The sequence below is a fragment of the Bradyrhizobium sp. P5_C12 genome, from assembly GCF_054049735.1.
This window is the reverse complement of sequence record NZ_JBFULU010000002.1, coordinates 245,647-271,530: the sequence shown is the minus strand read 5'-3', so window position 1 is coordinate 271,530 and position 25,884 is coordinate 245,647. Positions and strand designations below refer to the sequence as shown.

Sequence of the window (25,884 nt, the reverse complement as noted above, 5' to 3'; positions counted from 1 at the left end):
GTCGACGTCACGACATTCTCCCACCCGGTTGTGGATCGGCGCCAATGCCGATGACGAGGATCTGAAATGCGCGGACCATCTGCGACGCGAAATAATGACGAGCTGACGCTGCGGGGGCTTGCGCGCTTCCGTTCGATGTCACTGCTCTGCGCGATGCAGATGGTCTTCCTGCCGGTGTTCAGCGTCCGCCTTCAGGCCCAGACGGCGAACGTGATCACGCCGGACGGCCGCACGGGCACGTCCCTGCAAACCTCCGGCAGCGTCACCAACGTCACGACGTCGACCGTCTCGGGCAACAACGCCTTCAACTCGTTCTCGCAATTCAGCGTAGGCCAAGGCAACACCGTCAATCTGCAACTGCCGACCGGCACGCGAAACCTCGTCAACATCGTTCGCGACGCGCCGGTCTACGTCAACGGCACGCTGAACTCCTACATGAACGGCGCGATCGGCGGTAATGTCTATTTCGCCGACCCCAAGGGTTTTGTGGTCGGTCGTTCCGGTACGGTCAACGTCGGCAGCCTCAACGTCTCGACACCGACGCGCGAGTTCACCGACAGCCTGATCGGCGCGGGCGGGGCGATCAACCAGTCGGCCGTCGGCAACCTCATGGCGGGCTCGTTCCCGGTCTCGCGAGATGGCAACATCCGCATCTACGGCCGCGTCAACGCCCAGGACGGTGTGCGGCTGACCGGCCAGAACGTCTATGTCGGCGGCGCCAGCCAGCGCGACATCGCCAATCTCGATCACGCCGCGAAATTCGCGGCCTCCGTCAACTCCAAGGGGCTGCGCAGTGCCAGCGCCATCACTGTCAGCAACGGCTCGATCCATATCGGTGCGGTCAACAATGCCAGGATCAACGGACGCCTGACCGCGCGCAGCCAGACCGCGACGCCGAGCAACATCACGGTGCAGGCCGGCAATAATATCGATGTCGGCAAGAACGCCAGGCTCAGCGCCGCCAGCAAGACGGGCGACGCCGGCGACATCCGCCTCAAGGCCGCCGAGAACCTGACCGTGAAGGGCGGCGCCAAGTTCGACGCCAGCGCGAAGACCGGCAATGCCGGCCTGGTCGAGTTCAGCGCGAACGGTATCATCGATGTCGGCAATGGTGTCAGCATTAACCTTGCCGCGCCGAACGGCAAGGCCGGCACGCTGCTGATGGACCCGACCGACGTGGTGGTCGGTGATGCGAGCCAGGGCGACACCGGCGTGACGCTGTCGAACACCTCGATCGCGAATACCATCAGTGGAATCACCGGTGGCTCCAGCGCCACCTACCTGATCCAGGCGAGCAATTCGATCACCTTGGCGGCACACGCAGTGGTCGATACCCGCCATCTCGACGTCAATGGTCATTCGACGGGCAATGCCAACCACATCACCATCGACGCGCCGAACATCGACATCAAGAATGGTGCGCAGATCCTGGCCCAGGCGGTCAACTTCGGAGGGACCACCTATTCCGACGGCAATGTCACGCTGACCGCAACGGCGAGCGACATCAAGCTGTCCGGCCAGGCCACCGCCGAGACGGCGATCACGGTCGACGGCAAGATCACCGGCGGCATCGTCTCGATCACCGCAACCTCGACAGCCGTGTCGAGCTTCCTGAACGGGTCTGTGGCCGGTGATTTCGCGCTTGTCGGCTCGACGCTGGCCGCCTCGCTGCTCGGGCTCAATGGCGGCTATGTCGCGGCAAGCGCCACGGCGACCATCAACATCAACAGCCATGCCGACATCAACGGCCACGGCGATGTCACCATTTCCGCGCATGCCACGGAGACCGCGTCGGATCCGGCGGTCGCCTCCACTTTGCTCGGCAGCCTCACGCCGGTCGCGGCCGGTGTGGTCGTCGGCAAGATCGACGGCACTGCCACGACCAACGTGGCCTCGGGCGCGACGGTCAACGCCGGCGGCAACCTCGAGATCAAGGCGCTCAACGATGCGACCATCGCCATCGCGGCCCTCGCGGCGTCGACCAGCGCGCAAATCGTCCCGACGGTGGCCTATTCCACGGGATCGGTGACGACGACCGCCAACGTCGCGACCGGCGCGCATCTTGCTGCCGGCACGGTGAACACGAGCGGCAGCACCCTGAAGGTGCGCGCGATCAACAACAACTCGTTCTCGACCAGCGCAACGTCGGTTGCGGCGCCCGGAACGGGGGCGAGCGGTGCTGTCGGCGGCGCGTTCGCCATCAGCGACATCACAACGTCCGCGACCGCAACGCTCGGCGCATCGCTCGGAACCGATGTCAACACGCGGATGAACGGATCCGTTCTGGTCGAAGCGACGTCCGACACCACGCTAAATTCCACGATGGCTTCGTCCATCGCCGGCCTGCCGGCGCTGATCGCGGCGATCGAACGAGGACTGCGCGCCGTCACCTCGCCGACGTCGATCATCAGGGACCATATGGGCTCGCTGATGCCGTTGAGCTTCGATTTCAAGGTCGCAGGCGCGCTGTCGCTGGCCAACAGCACCCAGAGCGCGACCGCTGCGATCGCGCAGAATCCGAGCGGCGGCGCGCCGAGCATCTATGCCAGCGGCAACGTTGCCGTTGCCAGCAATGTCATCGATCGCGGCGTTCGCAGCAATGCGACGTCGAGCGCGATCACGAAGGATCCGGTGTCCGGCGAGAGCACCGCGATCAGCGCGGCCGTCGCCTGGGGCAATTTCACGCATAATTCGAACGCCTATGTCGGCAATGGCACGCTGATCAACGCAGCGAACATCGCCGTCGATGCCACCACCGAACTGCCGATCACCAATTCCTGGCTGAAGTGGGATGGACTGGGTGCGGTGCTGAGCCACCTCAACGGCAATCTCGGCGTCGGCGGCAACATCCTGACCAGCTACGCCAATGCCACCGCGGACGCCGGCGACACGATCGGCATCGCCGGTTCGCTGAATCATTTCGTCGTGAACAACAACACGACGGCGTGGGTGGCCGGCAGCGCGAGCCTGACGGCGACCTGCGCGACCGCGGCCTGCGGCAGTGGCACCGGCTGGTCGGTCGGGATGGACAATGGCGACGTCCATACCTACAACGCCAGCATCCAAATCGCGGCCACCACGACCACGGCGTCGATCGACGCCGCCGGCAATGTCGGCACGCTCGGCTTCCTGTTCGGCAACACCTCGGGCGGCTCCTCCGTCGGCGGCGCGCTCAATCTCGTCCAGTTCAACACCAATACCATCGCCGGCGTTTCGGACCGCGCGACGCTGCGTGCGGCGGACGACATCGCCGTCGACGCGATCACTTCCGACCGGTTCGTCGCTGTCGCACCGTCGTCGGGCAAGGCTGCCGGCACGCTGGCGCTGAATGGCATCACTTCGCTCGGTTTCCTGAACAACACGACGCATGCGTCGATCTCGAGCCAGGCCACGGTCTATGCACCGACCGTCGGCATCCTGGCGCAGCAGGATCTGTCGGTCGTGACGCTGTCCGGCGCGATGAGCTATAACGGGAGCGGCGGTTCGGCGGTCGGCTTGTCGGTCGCCTATCTCGGCGCAAATACCGACACCTCCGCCTATATCGGCGACAACCATTCCGACATCCGGCCCGGCGTGTTCAGCTCCAACGATCCGTTCGCCGGCACCAGCGGCGGAAGCGGGGCGGTCAATGTCGACAATCTGACACTCAGCGCGACCACTTCGGGACGCATCACGGCGGCCGCCGTCGCGGCAGCCGTCTCCGACCCGGCGTCGTCGAGCTTCTCCGACAAGGCGGGCGCCGCCGGTGCGGCCTCGACCGGGGGCACCGCAGGCGTGACGACGGCCGCGAGCAAGATCGGTTCGACTTCGGGATCGAGCACTAGCGGCTTCAGCCTCGATCTCGCCGGCAGCTCGTCGGTGACCGACGTCTCGCTCGGCACCAGCGCCTATATCAAGAACACGACGGTCAACAAGTACACCACGACCAGCGCCGTTCTGACCAATACGATCGTTCAGGCGCTCAACGACACCATGCTCAACAATGGTTCCGGCTCCGGGGCGCTCAATCTGGCCGGTGGGTCCGCCCAAGGGGCTGCGATCGGCGGCGCGATCGCGGCGGCGATGTCGAACAACGCGACGCTCGCCTATATCTACGGCACCACCATGAACAACCAGAGTTCGGTGACGGTGCAGGCGCTCAATGGCGGCTCGGAGACCGTCGTCGCCATCGGCGTGGCGGGATCGAAATCCAACGCGGCGTCGCTGTCGGCTTCCGTCGGCATCGTGACCGACAGCGCCAATGCCTATATCGAGAGCTCGACGATCACGGGGCAGGCCACCGGCGTCAACCGCGCGCTCGAGGTCGACGCCTACCAGACGACGAACATCGCGATCGGCGGCGGCTCGCTCTATATAACGGGCGGCCAGGCCGGCGTCGGCATCGGGCTGACCTATGCCTCGATTGCCGATCCCACCGGCGGGAATGCGACCGACGCGCATATCCGCAGCACCTCGATCTCGAACTACGACACTCTGCTGGTGCTGGCCGACAGCGCCAGCGTGATCGCGGCCGGCACGGCCTCGGGCGGGGCGGGGTCCAACGGGCTCGCCGGCGCGATCGTCGTCAGCGAGATCTCGCCCACCACGACCGCCTACATCAACAGCGGCGCAACGGTGAACATCAACGTTGGACGCGTGACGGTGCTGGCGGACAGCGGCGCGGTGTCGGCGCTGGACACCGCGCTCGGCAACCTCGTCAAGAAGTCGAACAACAATCATCTCGCCACGGACACCTGCACGGTCGCCGGCGGCACGGGCGGGCAGAACTGCATCGACTTCAGCGCGGCTGCGCTCAACGACGGCACGGGTAACGGTCCGGGGGCCAGCATCGTCTCCGTTGCGGGCCTCATCCAGGCCGGCAAGAACAATGTCGGCGCCTCGATCGTCTACGACACGATCGCAACAACGCATTCGGCCTATATCGCCAACGTCCTGATGACGGCCGGCAGCAACGGCAATGTCAGCGTGAGTGCGGTCGACTCCTCCAAGATCCAGTCGGTCACCATCGGCTTTGGTCTTGCGACCGGACAGTTTGCGGGCGTCGGCGGCACCACGATCAGCAGCATCTCCAATACCGTTTCGGCGGCCATCGGCAACGGCCAGTCCAGCGCGTTGCAATCGAGCGTCACGGCCAAGAACATTTCCGTCGCTGCGACCGACAATTCCAGCATCACCGGAACCGCCGCCGTCGCCGGCGCCTCGACGCAAGGCAGCGCCGCGGGCCTGGCGCTGGTCTACAGCAGCATCGCCAACAATGTCAGCGCCGGCGTCACCGGGTCCAAGCTGACCGCATCGGGCAACGTCGCGGTCGGTGCGAACTCGAACGCCAGCATCTCGACGGTCGCCGTCGGAATCGCGCTGTCCTCGCAGGTCGGGCTGGCCGGCTCGGTCGCCACCAATCTGATGGGGACCAACGTCACCGCCAGCATCACCGCGGCCGGTACCAACGGCATCAATGGCGCCGACGTCACCGCCACCAACAACGTCTCCGTGATCGCCGGCAATAACGACAAGGCAGGCGTGTTCGCCGGCGCCGTGTCGATCAGCAAGGGCGCGGCCGGCGGCGCGGGCTCGCTGGTCACCAACCAGATCACCGGGACCACCGCGGCCTATATCAGCGGCGCGAATACCAAGGTCGACGCGCTCGGGACCAGCAGCACCGATACGCTGTCGGTCAACAACGGCTCGCTGGTGCATGCCTTCGATCTCGGCACCGCGCATGCGCCGACTGACACCACCCCCGACCTTACCGAGAACCAGGACACCGTGCGCGGCCTTGCCGTCGTCGCGAGTTCGCATCAGGCGGTCGTGACCAACGTCGCGTCGCTCGCCGCGAGCAGCGGCATCTCCATCATGATCAACCCGATCACCAACGTGATGAGCGGGGTGACCAGCGCCTATATCGACAGCGCTGCCATCGACACGCGCCTGGCCTCGTCGACGCTGAAGCCGCAGATCGAGGTCGCTGCGTCCAGCTTCTCCTATTCCGGCGCGTTCGGTGCCGGCATCGTGGCTCCGACCGGCAACGGCGGCGGCGGCGCCACCATCATCAGCACCACGATGCAGCGCGGTACGTTCGCCTACATCACCAACGCCACGGTCGGCGGCGTGCAGTCGTCGAGCGCGACGGTCGGCGCCGTCACCGTGAAGGCCAATGCTGAGCAGGATGCATCCTCGATCGCGATCGGGTTCAACACCGGCTCGGTCGGGCTGAACGTCTTCCAGGCGACAACGGAAGCCTATGTCGACGGCGGCGCGCTGACGGCCTCGTCGCTGACGGTGAACGCCACCAACAACACCGGCATCTTCTCCGCGAACGGCTCCGGCGCCTACGGCAGCCAGGCCGCGATCGGCGCGGCGTTCCTGGTCCAGGTCTCCTCGAACCGGACCGAGGCCTATGTCGGCGACGAATTCCGCTATCAGGGCAATGGCGCGGCGCACACGACCGCGCTCAATCTGAGCGGCGCGCTCGACGTCGAGGCCAACACCAAGAACCGCTTCGAGGCCTATGCGATCGGCGGCGCGCTCTCGACCGGCACGGCGGCGATCGCCGGCATGGCCAACATCGAGATCGCCAACAACACCACCATCGCCGGCGTCTACGACACCACGCTGCAATCGGTAACCGGCGGTGCGGCTGGCGCGGTCACCATCAACGCGACCGAGGACGTCGCGATCAAGGAGATCGCAGGTGCGCTCGCGGTCGGCGCGAGCGGGGCAGGTGTCGGCGTCGGCGCCGCCGCCAACGTCATCGTGTTCAAGAGCCGGACCGTTGCCGAGAGCTGGAACAGCAATCTGAACTCTTCCGGTGCGATCAATGTCAGCGCGCTCAGCACCAAGGAGGTGCTGTCCTACGCGGTGACCGCCGGTATCGGCGGCAGCGTCGGCATCGGCGCGACCGTCGGCGTCATCATCATCGGCACCAACACCGCCGATGCCGACACCCAGGGCCAGCAGTCCGGCCAGCTCAATCAGGGCAACAACGGCACCATCGCGTCCGTGAACAACGGCACCAACAACGCGCATGGCAGCAACGCGGTCGCCAGCGGCACGGCCGGCAATCCGAACAGCGCCAACGTCAGCTCGACCTACGACGTCAGCAGCGTGCTGAGCGGCGGCAATGACGCCGTCGTCGCGCAGATCGCGGGCGGTAACGTCACGGGCACGCAGGTCAATGTAAGTGCCACAAGCGCCAATGCCGCCAAGATGTATCTTCTCGGCGCCGGCTTTGCGAAGAATGTCGGCATCGGGGCCGGCATTGGCTACACCAGCGTCAACAGCACCGTGCTCGCCAATCTGAGCGACTACGGACGCAACGGCTCCGGCGCGCTGGTGGCGGCAGACACGCCTTTGGCCGTTTCGGCACCGATTGTCACCGTTGCGGCGGTCGTCAAGGACGCGACCACTGGACCTTATGCCGGCAAGACCATCGATACCGAGGCGATCGCCGGCGGTGCGGCGCTTTACTTCGGCGCCGATGCGGCTGTCGCGATCGGCAATGTCAGCAACTCCGTGGTGGCGCTGCTCGGCGGCCAGATCACCGGCGCGAGTGGCACCGGCAATGGCGTCGCCGTCATGGCGATGGATTCGACGACTCAGGTGGTTTTCACCGGCGGTGTCACGGGCGGTGCCGTGGCCGTCGGCGCGTCGGTCGCAACGGCAAGCCGAACGAGCTCGGTCGCAGCACGGGTTCTGGACGGCTCCACCGTCAACGTCGCGACTCTGGCAGTTGGCGCAAGCGGCGCCGGCACGTTGACGACGACGGCCACCGCGCTCGGCGGCGGCATCGTCGCGGGCGTTGGTGCGGATGCGGAGGCCCACGAGAACTCATCCGTGCTGGCGGAGATCGGCAGCAGTGCCTCGATCACGACGTCCGCAACCGGCGTCGGCACGCTGGTATCGGCGTCGATCACGCCCGATCTGTCGAGCGAGGCGATCGGCGTTTCCGTTGGCGGCGCCGCCGTCGGCGTCGCCATCGCCAGGTCCACGGTCGGCGCCACGGTGACGGCCGATGTCGGCGACAACGTCAGCTTCTCGGGCGGTGCGCTCGCGGTGACCGCGATGGCATTGGTTCCGACCGACGGCACGACGACGTGGGCCAAGGCGCTCGCCGGTGGCGGCGGCTCGCTGATCGGCGCTCAGGGCAGCCTGGCCCAGGCGTCCGAGAACGCGACGGTGAACGCGTATGGCGGGACGGGGATCCGGCTGCCCAACGCCAACGTCACCATCGCGGCTGAAAACGACAGCGCCCAATATGCCGAGGGGACCGGCCTTTCGACCGGCTTCCTGGCGCTCGGCGCCACCGTCGCGCAGACGTCGTCGAGCGCGCACACCTATGCCTATCTGGGTGCGCCGGCCGACATGGACGCGACCCATCTGAACCACACCGACTACATCGGCATCCTCCGGATCACCGCCACCGGCACGGACGCCAATGTTTCCAACGCGACGGTCGGCGCGGGCGGCACCTATGCCGGCGCTGCGGCGGTTGCTACGACCAGCTCGACCGCCGTGACCAATGCGCGGTTCGACGGCGGTGCGACGGATGACACGCTCTATTTCGGCGGCCTCAGCGTCAAGGCCACGCACACCACCAATTATGCGGCCAGCGGCGATGCCTATCAGGCGTCCACGGCCGGAGTCTCTGCCGGTAAGGCGCAGAATGATGTCACCTCGACCACCACGGCCGAGATCGGCACGCACCTGATCATCAACACGGATGGCGGCAACATCGTCGTCATCTCCAAAGACAACGTCAACCAGGCCGGCGGAGGCGCGCGCTCGGGCTCCGGCGGCTCGTTCTCGGGTGCTGCAGCGCTGAGCGACTCTCATGTGACCCAGTACGTCACCACCAATATCGGCGCCGGAACGATCCTGAGCCTCAACGGCGATCCGCGGACGGCGACCGGGGTAATCGATATCGAGGCCTACAACACACTGAGCACGACCGACACGGCGAGCCTGGCCACGGCCAGCTTCTTCGCCGGCGGTGGCGCAGAGTCCAACATGACGGCGAACGCCACACTCGCGGTCAATATCAATGCCCGCGAATTGTTCAGCGTCGGCAAGATCTTCGTCGGCACGGCCGCGACGATGTCGGCGTCGAACTACGCCAATGCCAGTCTCTACGGCGCGATCGCCGGCGTCGGCGCCAGCACCAACAGCTGGGTCCATGCCAACCAGGCCGTCAACGTCGGCAGCAGCACGACAATCGAGGCCTGGCGCGACATCAACATCTATGCCGGCATGTCCGGCGATACCATCACCTTCAGCAGCGTGCAGGCGACTGCGACGACGGTAGTCTACAACAACACTGCCATTCCGATCTCCACGCTGTATCGCGGCACGGCCAATGCCGCGAACGACTCAAGCCTCACGCTTGCCGACAGCTCGCGTGTGCTCGGCGTACGTGACATCTACCTTGGCGCAACGCAAGGGCAGGTCACCGCGTCCGGCAACGGCAGCAACTACAATCCGTATCTGGACATCTTCAGCGCCAAGAACAGCGACAACCACAGCCATACCAGCGGAACGGGCGATGTCGCGCTCAACGGCCTGGTGGTGGCGGGCATCAACAACGACGTGACCATCACGATCGATCTCGGTGCAAGTGCGCCGACGCTGAGCACGACGAGTCCTTACTCGCCGCTCAAGCCCAATCTGTCGTCGCCGCCCACGCTCGAATACGTCGCCGACGTCGATCATTTCAGCCCGGTGAAGAGCTGGAACCACCAGACGATCCAGTACACCATCGTCGGCGGCTTCAATCCCTATGACAACATCGTCAACCAGCTGGCCACGCTGACGGGCCTGACCGCGACGCAGATCCGGACCCAGCTCTCGACGTCGACGTCCGCACATCCCGCCACGATGGCGCCGTCCGGCGCCGATCCGACCGGCGACGTGCAGCGCCAGATCAACGCGCTGATCCAGCAGGCGCCCTATACGTCCGACGCCCCTGGCAACGCCTTCGCGTTCGGCGACATCCTGGTGTCCGCCGGCAATGTCTCGATCCTCGCGCAGAAGCTGACGGGAAACAGCCTCTCCGGTCACACGGCGCCATCGGTGACCGCGCAGAGTTCGCCGACGATCAGGGTCGAGAACCGCGGTCTCGACTTCATGGATTTCGCGAACCTCACGGTCACCAATGTGACCGGTGGAAACATCACCTATCGCCAGATCGACCATGTCGACCCGGACTCGCATTCCAACGTGACCTTCACCGCCACGCCGAGCGCGACGCCGATCATCGACATCTCGGCCACCTATAACCGCGTCGATCCCAGCACCGGGCTCGGCGTCGACGGCAACGGCAACCAGCTGACGCGCAAGCCCGACATTTATTTCGACGGCATCGTCACCAACGAGAACGGCCTGCTCAAGATCACCAGCCAGCTCGGCAGCGTCGTCGCGTCGCAGTCGCTCAATGCCGCGACCATCCAGATGGTGGCGCCCAACGGCTCGTTCATTTTCCTCGGCGGCGTCGGCAGCTTCTACAACTCCAACCACGATGTCACCTCGCAATGGGCCGGTGTCGAATACAAGCCGGCCGACAACGACACGCTGACGGCGGTGATGGCGGCGGCGACCTATCTCGGCGCCTATGGCGAGTACGCGTACAGCCCGCATATCGGCGATGGCGGCCAGCACCCGTATTTCTATTATTGCTGCGTCGACGGCCATGGCGGCGTCCAGCAGACGGCCGCCAACAGCACGGTCTTCACCGCGCGCATGCTGATGACCTATTACGACGGCCTGTCGCTCTATTCGGCGATTTTCCTGCCGGCGGGCAACGGCACGCCCAACGGAGGCGGCGGCAGTGTGGGCAGCACCGCCACGCTTGCGGCGATGGAAGGCCCGACGGTCCAGCAGATTTCGACCGCGCCGTGGCAACAAAATACCTATGCCGGCCAGGGCGTTTTCAGCAACACGACCCACGACACCGTTACAACACACCCCGACGGTTCGACCACGACCCACACGGACACGTACTACTCGCCGTTCAATTGCGTGGGGTGCTCGGCCTACTTCCAGGTCGTCAATATCCAGAACGACGTGATCACGCCGAGGACCGCGAACACCAACGCGAGCTCGAACTGGGCCTCGACTACGCCTTCAGGGTACCAGAACCCCACGGATCGGCCCTTCATCCTCGGCCAAGCGATCATCATCTCGGCGGGGGTCATCAACGTCAACGGCCTCATCCAGAGCGGCACGAGCAGCAATTACTCGGTCGATATCGGCGGCGGAGTGCTGTCCGCCATCAACAGCCTCAAGACCAGCAACAATGGCGCGGACTTCGCCCAGGCCCAGGCCAATGCGCGGAACGGCAGCTATTACGACATCACGGCGGCTGCGACGACGCAGTTCTCCAGCGATATCAAGATCGGCGTGAAGTACAACGCGCTCACCGACCAGATCATGGTGAACGGCGTGGTGCAGGGCTCGGGCGGCTACGTCTATCTGAACGGCAAGATCATCTCGACCTCGACCGACGGCACCGCCCAGGGCACGATCGCGGTCAAGGGTGGTGCGGGCACGATCACGGTCAACAACACGACCGGGCTCCAGCTCGTCACCAACACCATCAACACCGGCGTCAGCGCGCCCAGTGTGATCCAGATCGTCGATCAGCTCCAGCAGCAGACGACGTGGTACGTCTACAATCCCTCCGCGTCGGGCGGCCAGCAGGTGTCGACGTACAGGACGGCCGGCGTCAATGCGAGCTCGTACACCGCCGGGATGCTGAGCGGTATGAGCGGAACAGCGGGCATCCAGTATGCCGTGAAGCCCAACATGTACTACCAGTGGGTCGACACGGCGACGCTCGATCGTCCGACCACCAGCACGCAGTTCGACTATGGCTGGCACTACACGCCGAACGCGTCCGGAGACAACTGGACCCGCACCGTCAGCCTGGTCGAGAACGTGATGCAGGCCACGGGCGGTGGCGGCAACACCGGCCAATTGCAGACCGCGAACTTCCAGGAAGTGGTCACGGCGACCGGCAGCTATCATAACGGTGGCTACAACACGACGGCTGGCGCGTGCTGCGGTGCGGATGGTCACTACGACTGGTTCCAGCAGATCTACGATCACCTGACCCTGACGCTCACCAACACGGTCAAGGCGTCGAACCCGATCAACATCCAGTTCAGCGGCGGCGGCGCCAGCACTGTCAATGTCAGCTCGAATTCCGGCATCGTCATCAACGGGCCGATCAACAACCTCTCGGGCGATACGACGGTCATCGCGACCGGCGCAAATTCGGCCATCACATCAGGCGCGAACGCCAACAATCCGATGATCTCGGGCAAGAACGTGACGCTGTCGGCGGATGGCGGCATCGGCACGCGCGGCACCAATGGCGCTCCCGTCCAGGTCCAGGTCTATGGCGGCAGCCTAAAGGCCGATACGATCGACCGCGACATCGCGATCGCGGCCACTGGCTCGCTGTCGATCGACCACGTGAAGGTGAATTCGGCAGGCGCCACGCCGCAGGGCAGCGTCTTCCTCTCGGCGACGGGCGACATCAACTCGGCATCGGCCTACAACGTCGCCAATCCCGTCGTGATCGGCAAGAACATCGAGATCAACTCCACCGCCGGTGCCATCGGCGCGACGAGTGCCGTCGTCAACGGTGCCTCCACCCTGACCAACATCAATCCGCTGGTGATCCAGGCGACGGGGACGATTCAGGCGGGCGGCGCCGTCGATGGCGGCGTGCTCGACAGCGCCTCGGCCACCGGCACCTACATCGTGCAGTCCAAGGGCGATCTCCGCCTCGGCACGATCCAGTCGACCGGTGGTCCGGTCTTCCTGGAAGCCGCCGGCTCCGACGGCAACCAGGCCAGCATCCTCAATGGCCGGGCGGCGGTCGGTCTCACCCAGGCGCAGAGCCAGCATCTGCAGGACGTCTGGGCCAGCCTCGACCTGCTCAGCGGCAACGCCGCCACCAACGCCGTCAACAGCTACCAGTCCATGGTGACGTCGGCCTATAACGACTACTTCCAGCTCAAGAACATCGCCTTCACGAACGGCAGCACCTACAACCCGACCTCGGTGGGGCTGACCGTGCTGCGGGCGCAGGTGGCTGCCAAGCTCGGCATCGATCCCGCCAATGTCACGACGACGCAGATGCAGGTCGAGGCCACGACGCGGTTCCTGAGGGATCAGTTCCTGCTCGGTAAGATCAGCACCGCCGAGCTCAAGAGCTCGCTGACGACATTGCTCGGCACCGCGCCTACGGATCCGCTGGGGACAGTGTTCGGCAGTTCGCTCTCGACGACCCTGTTCACCAAGCTGTTTGACGGCGTGGCAACGGATCAGCAGTTCCTGCCGACCAACGCCGCGCTCCAGGCCGCCCTGCAACCGGGCCACTTCAACGCGAACTACAGCTACACGCTCGCTTCGACCGAGCGGGTCTACAGCATCATCACCGCGGGCTCGCAGTGGACGCAGAGCCAGCTCGCCTACACGGTGTCGTCGTCGGCCGTCGGCGCGGCACCGCCGCCGATCGACGAGAACGTCGTGGCCAATGTCAGCGCCAACCAGATCATGCTGTACGCGCCGCGCGGCTCGGTCGGCAATTCGGCCGCGCCCCAGACGTTCACCTTCACCAGCGTCGATTCCTCGTCACTGACGCCGGAGCAGAGGGGATTGCTCGCCACCGCCGGTCCCGGTCAGCTCACYGTCGGTGCGGTCACGGACCCGACGACCCATGTCACGACCTACACGGTCAGCCTGTCGCAGCAGAACCTCGTCGTCGTCGACAACCCGGTCGCGATCTCGGCCAAGGCGCTGACGAATATCTATCTCGGCAGCAAGAACAGCCTCGCGCTCGGCGGCGTCACCGCCAGTTACGGCCCGATCGCGGCCGCGCAAGCCAACGGCATCCAGGTGACCGGCCGCGGCGACGTCAAGCTCGACGCCGTGACCAGCATCTCCGCCAATGTGAGCGGCGCCGTGATTTCAGGTGATATCGGCAACCTGACCCTGATCGCCGAGCACGGCAATGTCGGCGCCCCCGGGGCCGCCGGAAGCAATCCCGCGACCAACACGAACGCGCTTCAGATCGCGTTCGCCGATCCGAGCAACGATCAGCTCGACCAGGTTTCGTCGGCGCAAGGCATCTATGTGAAGCAGACCACCGGCGATCTCATCCTCGGCAACATCTCGGCCGGCAATGCGATCCAGCTCGCCGCGGCCGGCAGCATCTACGCCGAAGCCGACTTCACGGACCGTACGGCGATCCACATCCTGGGCGCCGACCTCGATCTGCGCGCCGGCGGCAACATCGGCTTCAACGGCTCGACCTTCCAGCCGCTGCAGGTGAATATCTCCGGCGCGGTGACCGGCTCGGCGGTCGGCGACCTCAGCATCCTCGCCGTCACCGGCGATCTCGCCGTCGGCACGAGCGGTCCCTATGGGACGCTGACGGCCGGTGGCGCCCTGACGCTGAACGCTGCGCGCGGCGCGCTCACCATCAATACCAGCATCACCAGCGACGGCCTGATGCAATTGCTCGCCAACCGCGGCATGACCTTCGCGGCCGGCACCAGCACGGCGCCCGTGGTTGCGACCAGCAGCTCGGGCGGTGTGACGCTGGTCGCTGCGACGCTCTCGATGGGCGCCTATTCGGCCATCAACGCGGCCGGCCTGATCTCGGTGACCACCACGGGCGATGCGACGATCGGCCAGCTGAATTCGTCGCTGTCCTATGCGGCGGCTTCGAACGCGCCCTCGATCATCGTCACCGCCGGCGGCGTCGCCTCACTGGGCGCGATCAACGACAATGGCGACGGCCAGACCAAGTTCGCCGCATCCGGCGCGGGCGCCGAAGTGTCGCTGAGCGCATCGAATGGTATCGGCAGTGCCACGAGCCGGCTCGCCTTCAACGCCGCGCAGCTGTCGGCAAGCGCGAGTGCCGGCGGCATCTACCTGAAGGCGCTGACCGACACCGAGGCGAGCCTGCTCTCCGCGGTGAAGGGCAGCGTGGATATTCTCGGCACCGGCGGGCTGACGCTCGACCAGGTGCTGGCGGGCACCGCGACCGGCGCGAACGGCAGCTTCAGCGCCGTCACGAACAACGGCAATATCGTCATCGGCACCGCCGACAGCAGCGGCTCGCAGACGGTCCATGCCAGCCAGAACGTGACCTTCAAGTCGCTCACGGCGACCGGAAACGCCGGCGACACCGGCAACATCAATGTCACCGCCGACAACGGCTTCATCCTGGCGCAGACGGTGACGTCTGGCGGCGCGACGACGCTGGGCTCGGTCTCGGCCCATGGCTCGGCGACGCTGCTGGCCGCCACGACCATCACCGGCAATATGCTCGCCGCCACGACAGGCGCGGGCCTGCTGACCGCCAGCGGTCCGATCAACTGGAACGTTCTCAACGTCGGGACGACGCTGGGCGCGACCGCGAGCCAGGGCAGCATCACCTTCCAGACCGCGCAGAGCGGCGGCACGCAGACCATCCACGCCCGCGACAACGTGACGTTCAACGCGCTGACGGCGACCGGCATCAACGGCGATGCCGGCAGCATCAATGTCAACGCCGACAACGGCTTCATTCTGGCGCAGACGGTGATGGCCGGCGGCGTGCCGACGCTCGGCTCGGTCTCGGCCAACGGCTCGGCCCGGCTGATCGCGGCAGGGACCAACACCGGTCACAACCTCACGGCCTCGACCGGCAACGCGGTCTTGAGCGGCACGGTCGTTCGTTGGGATAATCTCAACGCGGGCGGCAGGCTCGACGTCACCGCGACGGCCGGAGGGATCACCGTTGGCACCGCCATCAGCGGCGGCACGCAGACCCTGCATGCCGTGAACGACATCGTCTTCAGCCAGCTCACCACGACGGGTATCCCGGGCGACGCCGGCGACCTCAACGTCAAGTCCGACACGGGCTCGCTCCGCGGCGGATCGATCTCGGCGCACGGCGATACGCATTTCGAGGTGGCCGGATCGGTCTCGCTCGACCGGATCAGCGGCGACACCGTCAGGATGACCTCGTCGGGTGACCTGACGATCGGCTGGGTCAGCGTCGTGAGGGAGCTCGACCTCGCGGCTGACACGATCAACGTCAAGGGCGAGCAGATCCGTTCGAATCCGGCGATCCCGTTGATCATGAACATCACCGGCTATAACGGCGGCGTCGCGAAGTCCGCCAACATCTCGATCGATCCGGACAGCATTATCGTCAACCAGTTCAGGGTGGTGGACGCCAATTTCTGGACGGACGCGCATGCCGTCGCGATCCTGAACGGCTACGTGCCGGGCCAGCTGATGCTCACCACGGCCACGCAGCAGGTGCTGCTTAACAACCGTTCGCCGGCGCCGACCAACTGGCCGACGCTCCAGCTCTACCAGCCGGGCGGCGTGTTCACGATGAGCCAGGTCGGCAACGCCAATGTCAGCAACGCCTATGTGGTGTTCTACACCGGCGACATTTCGGCGACCGTCACCAATTACGGGCCTACCCACACCTGCTGCAACGATTTCACCGGCGCCAGCATGATCCGCAACATCTCCGTCGACGGCGAGGGCAGCGAGAGCATCGAGACCTGGCTCGCGAAGAAGGACGGCGGGACGTTCTACCTGCTCGGCCTCTCCGGCCAGGCACGGCTCGATGCGCTGCTGACGCCGCGGCCGGTCGAGACCATCGGCTCCGGTCCCGCCGTCAACATCGAGGGGCTGAGCGACATGCGCAAGCTGCGCCGCGGGGGTCAGCGCGCGGGGCGCACGGGCTGGAAGGATGCGGCGGTTGAGATGGCGAAGCCGGCCGTTGGCCGTCTCGCACAGGCATGGTAACGGGATTCGGGATGCGGATTCTGGGGGCTGCATTGGGGGTCGGGTTAGCAGCTTGCTGCATCGCGTCCGCGCGCGCGCAGGTGCCCTCGATCAATCCCGGCGTGATCCAGAACGACGTCGACCGGCAGCGCCGGCAGCTCGAACAGCAGAGCGCGCCGCCCAAGCTCACCGGGCCGGCGGTGATCGGCGGCGAGCGGGAGAAGTCCCAGCTCCTGAAGCCGGGCGGTCCAAAATTCCGCCTACGCAAGGTCGAGTTCGACGCGTCGAAGTTCATCACGCCGGCAGAGCTTGACGAGATCGCGAAGAAATATGTCGGCAAGAATGTCGACATCGCGGCGCTGTTGCAGCTCGTCGCCGACATCAATGCCATCTACACCGAGCGCGGCATCGTCACGGGAATCGCGACCCTGCCGGAGCAGGATCCCAAGGACGGGGTGGTTCGGATCAAGCTGACCGAGGGCCGGCTCCAGAAGACGACCATCGAGGGCAACAAGCAGACCCGCACCGATTACATCCTTCAGCGCGTCAAGGAGCCCGAAGGCGAGGTCCTCGACGTTCCAAAACTCAATCGCGACGTGATCTGGTTCAACCGCACCAACGACGTGCAGATCAAGGCACTGCTCCAGCCCGGCACGAGCTTCGGCCTGACCGACCTCCAGTTCGCGGTGATCGAGCCGCCGATCGACACCCTGCAGCTCTTCACCGACAACCAGGGCGTCGAGAACACCGGACGCTGGGAGGGCGGGGCCTTCTACAAGCGCCACGGCCTGTTCGGCGTCGATGACCGCCTGACCTTCTACGGCGTCCGCTCCGACGGCAATCTCAACGGCAATGTTGCCTACAGCATCCCGGTCAACCCCTGGGGCGGCCGCGTCGGCGTCAGCTACACCGAAGGCAAGATCAAGATCATCCAGGGACCGTTCGTCGCGCTCGACGTCACCGGACGCTCGAGCCAGGCCGCCGTCAATTTCAGCCAGCCGGTCTGGGTGACGCAGAACTGGCTGGTGCTGCTCAACGCCGCCGAGACCGAGGGCAAGACGGTCAGTCGCTTCGCCACGGTCTCGGTGACCGACGATCGCTACGACAAGGCCACGGCCGGGCTCTCGGTGACCAATTCCGGCAACACCTATTCGATCACGGTTTCGCCGGCGGTGAACTACGTCGCGTGGCATGACTATGTGCTCGGCAACAACCGCGCGTTCAACACCTATACCGGCTCGCTGATCGCGACCAGCGCCGCGGGGCCTCAGAATTTCAGCGCCAACGTGCTGGCGAGCTGGCAGTACACGCAGGAAAAGCTGCTGCCGGGCGACCAGATCTTCTCGATCGGCGGTCCCACCACCGTGCGCGGTTATCCCTCCAACTCGGCGTCCGGCGACAGCGGCTATTATTTCAACGCCGAGCTGCACTACAACTGGTCGTCCTGGCTTAGGGGATTCGACACCTACATCTTCACCGACTGGGGCGCGGTGTATTCGACATTCCCCGGGGTCACCGAGCTGGGCTCGGTCGGCGTCGGCTTCTCCTGGACCTACGCGTCGTTTCTGACGTTCGAGGCAAATTACGCGACGCCGTTGAAGATGGCGGTCTCGACCCAGAACCACTACGAGGCCTATGGCCGCGTCATCTTCCGGCCGTTGTTGATGTTCGAGAAGCAGCAAAACGTCGCGCCTGTGGCGGCCGTTGCCGGCAAGAGCAAGTCGTAGCCTAGCCCCGGGCCCGGTGCGCCGGCCAATCGGTCGCAGGGCGAAGTTCGCGGTTGATTAAATCGACGCCTTGGGGTTGCATGAGCCAGTTCCGCTACCGGTTGAGCGAGCGCAAATGGCCGCCACAGATCCGAATGCCGAGCAGGTCCCGCAGAGCCTCGAGCGTTATCGCCTGCGCCTCGGCTTCTGGCAGGCGATCTGGGGCACGCTGATCAGCGGGGGCGTCGCGGTCGCCATTCCGGCCGGGGTCGAAGCCTACAAGGCGCGGCTTGATCTTGCCATCAAGACGAAGGAAGCCGAGAGCAAGGCCCAGGACCTGCACCAGACCTATATCTCGAAATTCATCGACACCGCGCTGAACCAGGACATCGAGCTGCGCCTGCGCTTCTCGGAATATTTCTCCTATGTCTCGGACAAGGAGACCAGGGATCAATGGAGGTTGTATCATGAGGGGCTGGAAAAGCGCCGTGACGCGATACGACTGAGCATCAATGACAAGGAGACACGCGCGGCGCACTTGGGCACGCTTTCGAAGCCAAATGAGACCGAGCAAATTGAGATCTACAAGCTGCGGCGAGAGCTTGACTGGAACTACGCGGAGGTCGGATACGCAAGGCAGGACAGCAACATTACGGTACCGACCTCGTCGGCTTCTTCCTCGCGGTTCGATTCGAAGGCCATTCAGTCGGAAGGCGAGCAGCTTTTTGACCAGGCGGTCATCGATCCGTCGCGTATGTCCTATTTGGACAAGGTCGCCGAGCGCATAAGGACGGGCAAGGAGCGGTATCAGACGATCGAGACTAAAACGCGCGTGCCGTGGTATGTCGTGGGATTGCTGCATCACCGCTGCTGCGACGGTGATTTTTCATATCACCTCAACGGTGATCCGCTGACCGACAGGACCGTGAGGGTGCCGAAAGGGCGGCCTGCGGAAGGCAATCCTCCGTTTTCCTGGGAAGACAGCACAGTCGACATCGTCAACATCTATCGCTGGCAAGACACCGATTGGTCCAGCGTCGGTATGGTCTTGTACAAGCTGGAAAGCTTCGATGGGTTTGGCTACCGTAGTCGCAATGTCAGATCGCCATATGTCTGGGGGTGCACAAATCTGTACGTGTCCGGGAAGTACGTCAGAGACGGCGTATTTGATCCCAATATGAAGGACCCTCAGTGCGGTACAGGCGCGCTATTGAAAGTGCTCGCGCAGGAGAAGATTGTTGCACTACAATAGGAGCAGGCCAAGTTCGGCCATACTTGCGGCCTCCCGGCTCTGTCGATCTATGCCGCGCTCAGCGCCGCAGCGTGAACTCGCTCGCTCCCCGCCGCTGTTCCCATTTCGCCTGCTCCAGCTCGGGCTGATCGCATTCGGTCTCCGGATAGCCGATGCAGAGATAGGCGATGAACTTCCAGGCTTCCGGCACGTCGAGAATGGTGTGGATGCGCTCAGGGTTCAGGATCGATACCCAGCCGAGGCCGATGCCGTCGGCGCGCGCGGCGAGCCACATCGCGGTGATCGCGGCGACCACCGAATATTCCGTCGTCTCCGGCATGGTCGAGCGGCCGAGGCCGTGGCCGATGTCGTTCGCCTTGTCCGCGAACACGGCGAGATGACCGGGCGCCTGTTCGAGACCGGACAGTTTCAGCGTGGCATAGCGCGCGGCGCGCTCGCCGGCGTAGGAATTCAGTGCATCGGCGTTGCATGCTTTGAAGTCGTCGATCACGTCGCGGCGTCGTGCGGCATCTTCAACGACAACGAAGCGCCAGGGCTGGCTGAGGCCGACCGACGGTGAGAGGCAGGCGGTCTCGATCAGGCGATCGATGGCGTCGTCCGGGAGCGGATCGCTGCGAAAGCGGCGCACGTCGCGGCGCCACACGAACAACTCGCGCAGATGTTGGCGGAAGGCGTCGTCGAACTCGACCATGAGATCAACCTCCCATCCGGAAGGATGCCGCTACCAGCAGAATGAGGATCTCGCCGATCTGCTCGTAGGCGCCGAGGATATCGCCGGTCTGCCCGCCGATCTGGCGGACGGCAAGCCGCGCCAGGATCAGCCCGGCGAGCGACAGCAGGATCAGGCCGACCAGCGCCTTGCCCGGCCCGAGCGCGAGGGCGAGCGCGAGTGTTCCAACAGCAAAGGCGATGGCGACGCTGCGGCCCGGCGGCGATCCGGCGCTTGCCGACAGACCATCAGGCCGCGCCGGCGGAACCAGCGACATCAACGCCGGCACGCCCGCGCGGGCCGCCGCATGCGCGGCGCACAGTGCGAGCGCCACGGCCCACGGATTGGCGATCGCCGCGAGCGCGCTCCAGCGCAGGCCGAACGACAGGATCAGCGCGCAGACGCCATAGCTGCCGATCCGGCTGTCGCGCATGATCTCGAGCTTGCGCTCGCGCGTCCGCCCGCCGCCGAGCCCATCGGCGGTATCGGCGAGGCCGTCCTCGTGCAGCGCGCCGGTGACGAGGACGGTGGTGGCCAGCGCGAGCAGGGCGGCAGGGCCCGGTGTCAATCCGAGCCTGCTCGCGATCGCATAGGCCGCGGCGCCCGCGAGGCCGACCAGCAGCCCTGCGACCGGCAGCGCCCAGGTTGCGCGTGCGACAGCGCCGTCACCGGTGGGCTTCGACGATGCCACCGGCAGGATCGTGACGAAGGACGCCGCGATCCTGAGATCGGCGATGACGTCTCGCAGAAGTTCGATGCGCGGCATCATTTCAGCTTCATCGGCAGGCCCGCGACGACGAACTCGACCTCATCGGCGACACCAGCGATGATCTGGTTCATGATCCCGGCGGCGTCGCGAAAGCTGCGCGCCAGCGCGTTGTCGGGCACGATGCCGAGGCCGACTTCGTTGGTGACGAGAACGACCGGGCTCTTGAGGCGGGGCAGGGTGCCGGCAAGCTCTCTGATCTCGCTCTCCCAGTCGCGCTCCGCATGCATCAGGTTGGAGAGCCACAGGGTCAGGCAGTCCACCAGCCTTGCGCCGCCGCCATCGGTTGCGACCAGTGCCTGCACCAGATCGAGCGGCACCTCGCGCTCGATCCAGTCGGTTCCGCGCCGTGCACGATGCTTTGCGATGCGCGTCTCCATTTCGCCATCGAGCGCCTCGGCCGTCGCGATGTACACGGGCTGGCCCGGAAGGCTGCGCGCACGCGCTTCCGCGCGGGTGCTCTTGCCCGATCGCGCTCCGCCCGTGATCAAGATGACGGCCATAAAAGTCTCCTGTCGGCCAGCACTAATCACCAAACGCGACCAAAGACAAAGCCGAAATCCGCTGCCCGGGGGCTTGCGCTCGGCCCGGGCTTTGCGCAACAGGGGAGCGAGATGGGAGACGTGCGTGGGCTTTGCGGGGGCGATGGCTGTGGCGATGGCGGTGGATGCCTTGGCGGGCTGGCCGTCGTGGCTGTTCGCGCGGATCGGCCATCCCGTGACCTGGCTCGGCCGGCTGATCGCTGGCATCGACGCCGCCTGGAATCGGCCGTCCGATCCACCGGCACTTCGTCGCGCCGCGGGTATTGCCGGAGCGCTCGCGGTGATCGCGCTCTCCGTTGCGCTGGGTTGGACGGTTCAGGCGTTGCTTCCCTCGGGCTGGATCCAGATCGTGCTGGTCGGCGTCCTGGCCTGGCCGCTGGTCGCGCTACGCTCGCTGCATGACCATGTCGCGGCCGTCGCGAAGCCGCTGCAAACCGGCGACATCGCCGGCGCGCGCGAGGCGGTCTCGCGCATCGTCGGGCGCGATCCGGCCGCGCTCGATGAAGCCGGCATTGCGCGGGCGACGATCGAGAGCCTGGCGGAGAACGCTTCCGACGGTATCGTCGCGCCCGTGTTCTGGGGCGCGCTGTTCGGCCTGCCCGGGATTGTCGGCTACAAGGCGATCAACACGCTGGATTCCATGATCGGCCATCGCACCGAACGCCACGAAGCCTTCGGTTGGGCTGCTGCACGCATCGACGATGTCGCCAATTTCATTCCGGCGCGCCTGACCGGTTTTCTCTTCGTGCTGCTCGCACCGCGGCGATCGGAGGCGCTGTCGTGCATGACTCGGGATGCACGCCGTCATCGCTCGCCCAACGCCGGCTGGCCGGAGGCGGCGATGGCCGGCGCGCTCGGCGTGCGGCTCAGCGGTCCCCGCATCTATCACGGCAGCGCGACCGACGAGCCCTGGCTCAACGAAGGCGCGCGCGATCCGCTCGCCGCCGACATCGGGCAGGGACTGACGATCTACCGCCGCGCCATGCTGCTGCTCGCAGGCCTCCTTGCGATCCTGGCTTTCACGTGAAAGAACGGGGCATGCGCGAGCACGGTGGAAATCTGGATCAAGCCCAGCAGCGTTTTGGCGGACGCGCCGAGGACTGGATCGATCTCTCGACGGGGATCAACCGGCTGCCTTATCCGGTGGGCGAGATCGGCTCGCATCATTGGAATGCATTGCCGTCGCGATCCCTGATCGAGTCCCTGCATCAGGCGGCGCAACACGCCTATCGCACCAGCGCGCCGGTCGTGGCGATGGCGGGCGCGCAGGCCGCCATTCAACTGTTGCCGCAATTCGCGCCGCGCGGCCGGGCCCGCATTCTCGCACCGACCTATAACGAGTATGCACCGGTCCTGTCATCCGCCGGCTGGGAGGTCGAAGAGGTCAGCGAGCTCGACGCGCTGGCAGGCGCCGACCTCGCCATCGTCGTCAATCCCAACAATCCCGACGGCCGGTGTCATCCACCAAAGGATTTGTTGGCGCTGCTGCCGCGCATCGGGCGCCTGGTGATCGACGAGAGCTTTGCCGACGCTGTTCCGCATCTGTCGCTTGCCTCCGAAGCGGGCCGCGAAGGGCTGTTGATCCTGCGTTCATTCGGAAAGTTCTACGGACTCGCCGGCCTGCGGCTCGGCTTCGCGCTTGGCCATGCGGCCGACATCGCCAAGCTTGCTGCGGTGTCCGGGCCGTGGCCAGTATCAGGAGCGGCGATCGCGGTCGGCTGCCGGGCCTTGCGCGATGACGATTGGGCCAGAGCGACGTCAGCGCGCCTCGTGCGCGACAGCGTTCGGCTTGATGCCATTGTGCAATCGCAGGGCTGGCAACTTGTCGGCGGCACGCCGCTGTTTCGTCTCTACGAGACCGATGACGCGCTTGTCGCGCAGGCGAGGCTGGCGCGTGGCCATATCTGGTCCCGCGTCTTCGCGCCGAAGCCGACTTGGCTGCGCTTGGGGCTGCCGGGCAGCGAAGCCGAATGGGCGCGCGTGGCCGAGGTGCTAGCGCGCTAGCGTGAGCAGGCCTTCGACGTCGAGATGCTTTTCGATGTGATCGGCGAGGGCATCAAGCGCGCTTTCGACCTTGGCGTGATACGGCTCGTCGCCCGCGGGAATGTCGAGCCTTGCGAGATACGCCTTGCGGAAATCGTCGGACGTGAACAGGCCGTGCAAATAGCTGCCTTGCACGTGCCCATCGCGCGAGATCGCGCCTTCCGGCGCGCCGTCGAGCTTCGAAAAGGGCCGCGCGCGATCCGGCCCGTCGGTGCGGCCGATATGGATTTCGTAGGCCTGGATCGGCTGATCCGTTGCCGCATGAACGGCGGAAACGCGTGTCAGCGTCTTCTCTGCGCTCATCACAGTCGTGACGTCCAGAAGCCCGAGGCCCGGCGTGTCGCCAGCCGGTCCCTCGATCCCATCGGGATCGGCGACGCTGCGTCCCAACATCTGATAGCCGCCGCAGAGGCCGAGCACATGGCCGCCCCGGCGGTGATGCGCCACGAGATCGATGTCCCAGCCTTGCGCGCGCAGGAAAGCAAGGTCGCCGCGCGTCGATTTCGAGCCGGGGATGATGACGAGACGGACATCGCCGGGGATGGCTTCACCCGGACGCACCATCACCAGGTCGACGCCCGGTTCGAGCTTCAGCGGATCGAGATCATCGAAATTGGCGATCCGCGACAGCGCGAGACAGGCGATCTTGCATTGGCCGGGTTTTCGCGCGTCGCTGAGGCCCAGCGCATCCTCGGCCGGCAGCTCGCCGGCGTGCGCAAACCACGGCAGCACGCCAAAGCCGCGCCAGGATGTTTTCTGTTCGATCAACCGGTAGCCGTCATCGAACAGGGTGGGATCGCCGCGGAACTTGTTGATGACAAAGCCCTGGATCATCGCGGCGTCATCCGGATCGATCACCGTCTTGATCCCGACGAGCTGGGCGATGACGCCGCCACGATCGATGTCTCCGACGAGCACCACAGGCACGTCAGCCTTGCGCGCAAAACCCATATTGGCGATGTCGGCCTTGCGCAAATTGACCTCGGCCGGACTGCCGGCGCCTTCGACCAGCACGAGATCGGCGCGCGCCTTCAGCCGCTCAAAGCTCTCCAGCACGGCGCCCATCAGCGAAGGCTTCATCGCCGCATACTCACGCGCCCGCGCGGTCGCGATGCGCTTTCCCTGGACGATGACCTGCGCACCGACATCCGTTTCGGGCTTCAGCAGCACCGGGTTCATGTCGGTGTGCGGCTCGACGCCCGCGGCGAGCGCCTGAAGCGCCTGCGCGCGGCCGATCTCGCCGCCATCAATGGTGACCGCCGCATTGTTCGACATGTTCTGCGGCTTGAAAGGCATCACGCGCAAGCCGCGACGCACAAAGGCGCGTGCGAGACCGGCGACGATGAGCGACTTGCCCACGTCCGAGCCGGCCCCCTGGATCATCAATGCGCGCGCCATCGCTGAGCCCAATCAGAACTCGACGCCGGCTTGCGCCTTGATGCCGGAGCGGAAGGGGTGCTTGACCAGCGTCATCTCGGTGACGAGGTCGGCGATCTCGATCAGCTCGTCCTTGGCATTGCGCCCGGTGAGGACGACATGCGTCATCGGCGGCTTGTGCGTTGTCAGGAAGTCGACGACCTCAGTGATGTCGAGATAGTCGTAGCGCAGCGCGATGTTGATCTCGTCGAGCACGACCATGCGCAGATTGGAATCGAGGATCAGCTCCTTGGCCTTCTCCCAGCCGGCGCGGGCTGCTGCGATATCGCGGGCGCGGTCCTGCGTCTCCCAGGTAAAGCCTTCGCCCATCGCATGGAACTGGCAGAGATCGCCGAAATGGCCGGTGAGCAGGCGCCGCTCGCCGGTGTCCCAGGCGCCCTTGATGAACTGCACGACGGCGCAGGGGAAGCCATGGGCAACACAGCGGACGACCATGCCGAAGGCGGAGGAGGACTTGCCCTTGCCGGCGCCGGTGTGGACGATGATGAGGCCCTTTTCGCCGCTCTTGGTCGCCATGATCTTGTCGCGGGCGACCTTCTTCTTCGCCATTTTCGCAGCGTGGCGGGCGTCGGTTTCCTCGGCCGTCTGGGGATCCGGTTCAGGCGTCATCGGACAGGGTCCTTCGGCTTGAC

10 protein-coding genes are annotated in these 25,884 nt (G+C 65.5%); 5 read left to right on the top strand and 5 right to left on the bottom strand.

Annotated features, from left to right (window positions below; genetic code table 11):
- Window positions 1-66: 66 nt before the first annotated feature.
- The 3 genes from ACXJMY_RS02775 (at window position 67) to ACXJMY_RS02765 (ending at window position 19,755) form a co-directional block, all read left to right on the top strand.
- Window positions 67-16,818 carry a leukotoxin LktA family filamentous adhesin gene (locus ACXJMY_RS02775; RefSeq protein ID WP_456617783.1) on the top strand — a complete coding sequence of 5,584 codons (16,752 nt, stop codon included), beginning with the start codon at window positions 67-69 and terminating at the stop codon, window positions 16,816-16,818.
- Window positions 16,819-16,829: 11 nt separating this feature from the next.
- Window positions 16,830-18,524 (top strand): ShlB/FhaC/HecB family hemolysin secretion/activation protein, encoded by a 1,695-nt coding sequence (locus ACXJMY_RS02770; RefSeq protein WP_456617782.1) that lies wholly within the window; start codon window positions 16,830-16,832, stop codon window positions 18,522-18,524.
- 115 nt (window positions 18,525-18,639) lie between these two features.
- Window positions 18,640-19,755 (top strand): hypothetical protein, encoded by a 1,116-nt coding sequence (locus ACXJMY_RS02765; RefSeq protein WP_456617781.1) that lies wholly within the window; start codon window positions 18,640-18,642, stop codon window positions 19,753-19,755.
- 58 nt (window positions 19,756-19,813) lie between these two features.
- Here the strand turns inward: ACXJMY_RS02765 and bluB are convergent, their stop codons facing one another.
- From bluB to cobU, 3 genes are read right to left on the bottom strand one after another with little or no spacing between them, the layout of a single operon-like run.
- Window positions 19,814-20,446, bottom strand: a complete 633-nt coding sequence (gene bluB, locus ACXJMY_RS02760) for a 5,6-dimethylbenzimidazole synthase (protein ID WP_456617780.1) — start codon at window positions 20,444-20,446, stop codon at window positions 19,814-19,816.
- 4 nt (window positions 20,447-20,450) lie between these two features.
- On the bottom strand, window positions 20,451-21,233 hold the full coding sequence (gene cobS, locus ACXJMY_RS02755; RefSeq protein ID WP_456617779.1) for an adenosylcobinamide-GDP ribazoletransferase: 783 nt from the start codon (window positions 21,231-21,233) through the stop codon (window positions 20,451-20,453).
- Window positions 21,230-21,733 carry a bifunctional adenosylcobinamide kinase/adenosylcobinamide-phosphate guanylyltransferase gene (gene cobU, locus ACXJMY_RS02750; RefSeq protein ID WP_456617778.1) on the bottom strand — a complete coding sequence of 168 codons (504 nt, stop codon included), beginning with the start codon at window positions 21,731-21,733 and terminating at the stop codon, window positions 21,230-21,232. Before cobU ends, cobS begins: the two co-directional genes overlap by 4 nt.
- A gap of 124 nt (window positions 21,734-21,857) precedes the next feature.
- On the opposite strand from cobU, the gene cbiB reads away from it, so the two are divergent.
- A complete protein-coding gene (gene cbiB, locus ACXJMY_RS02745; protein ID WP_456617777.1) occupies window positions 21,858-22,799 on the top strand; it encodes an adenosylcobinamide-phosphate synthase CbiB in 942 nt (313 codons plus the stop codon).
- An 11-nt stretch (window positions 22,800-22,810) separates the two neighbouring features.
- A complete protein-coding gene (cobD, locus tag ACXJMY_RS02740; RefSeq protein ID WP_456617776.1) occupies window positions 22,811-23,776 on the top strand; it encodes a threonine-phosphate decarboxylase CobD in 966 nt (321 codons plus the stop codon).
- Here cobD and ACXJMY_RS02735 read toward each other — a convergent pair.
- Both ACXJMY_RS02735 and cobO read right to left on the bottom strand, forming a co-directional pair.
- Window positions 23,765-25,213, bottom strand: a complete 1,449-nt coding sequence (locus tag ACXJMY_RS02735) for a cobyric acid synthase (protein WP_456617775.1) — start codon at window positions 25,211-25,213, stop codon at window positions 23,765-23,767. The two genes, cobD and ACXJMY_RS02735, sit on opposite strands and share 12 nt — an antisense overlap.
- 12 nt (window positions 25,214-25,225) lie before the next feature.
- Window positions 25,226-25,861, bottom strand: coding sequence for a cob(I)yrinic acid a,c-diamide adenosyltransferase (gene cobO, locus ACXJMY_RS02730; RefSeq protein ID WP_456617774.1), 636 nt, complete (start codon window positions 25,859-25,861; stop codon window positions 25,226-25,228).
- Window positions 25,862-25,884: the final 23 nt, after the last annotated feature.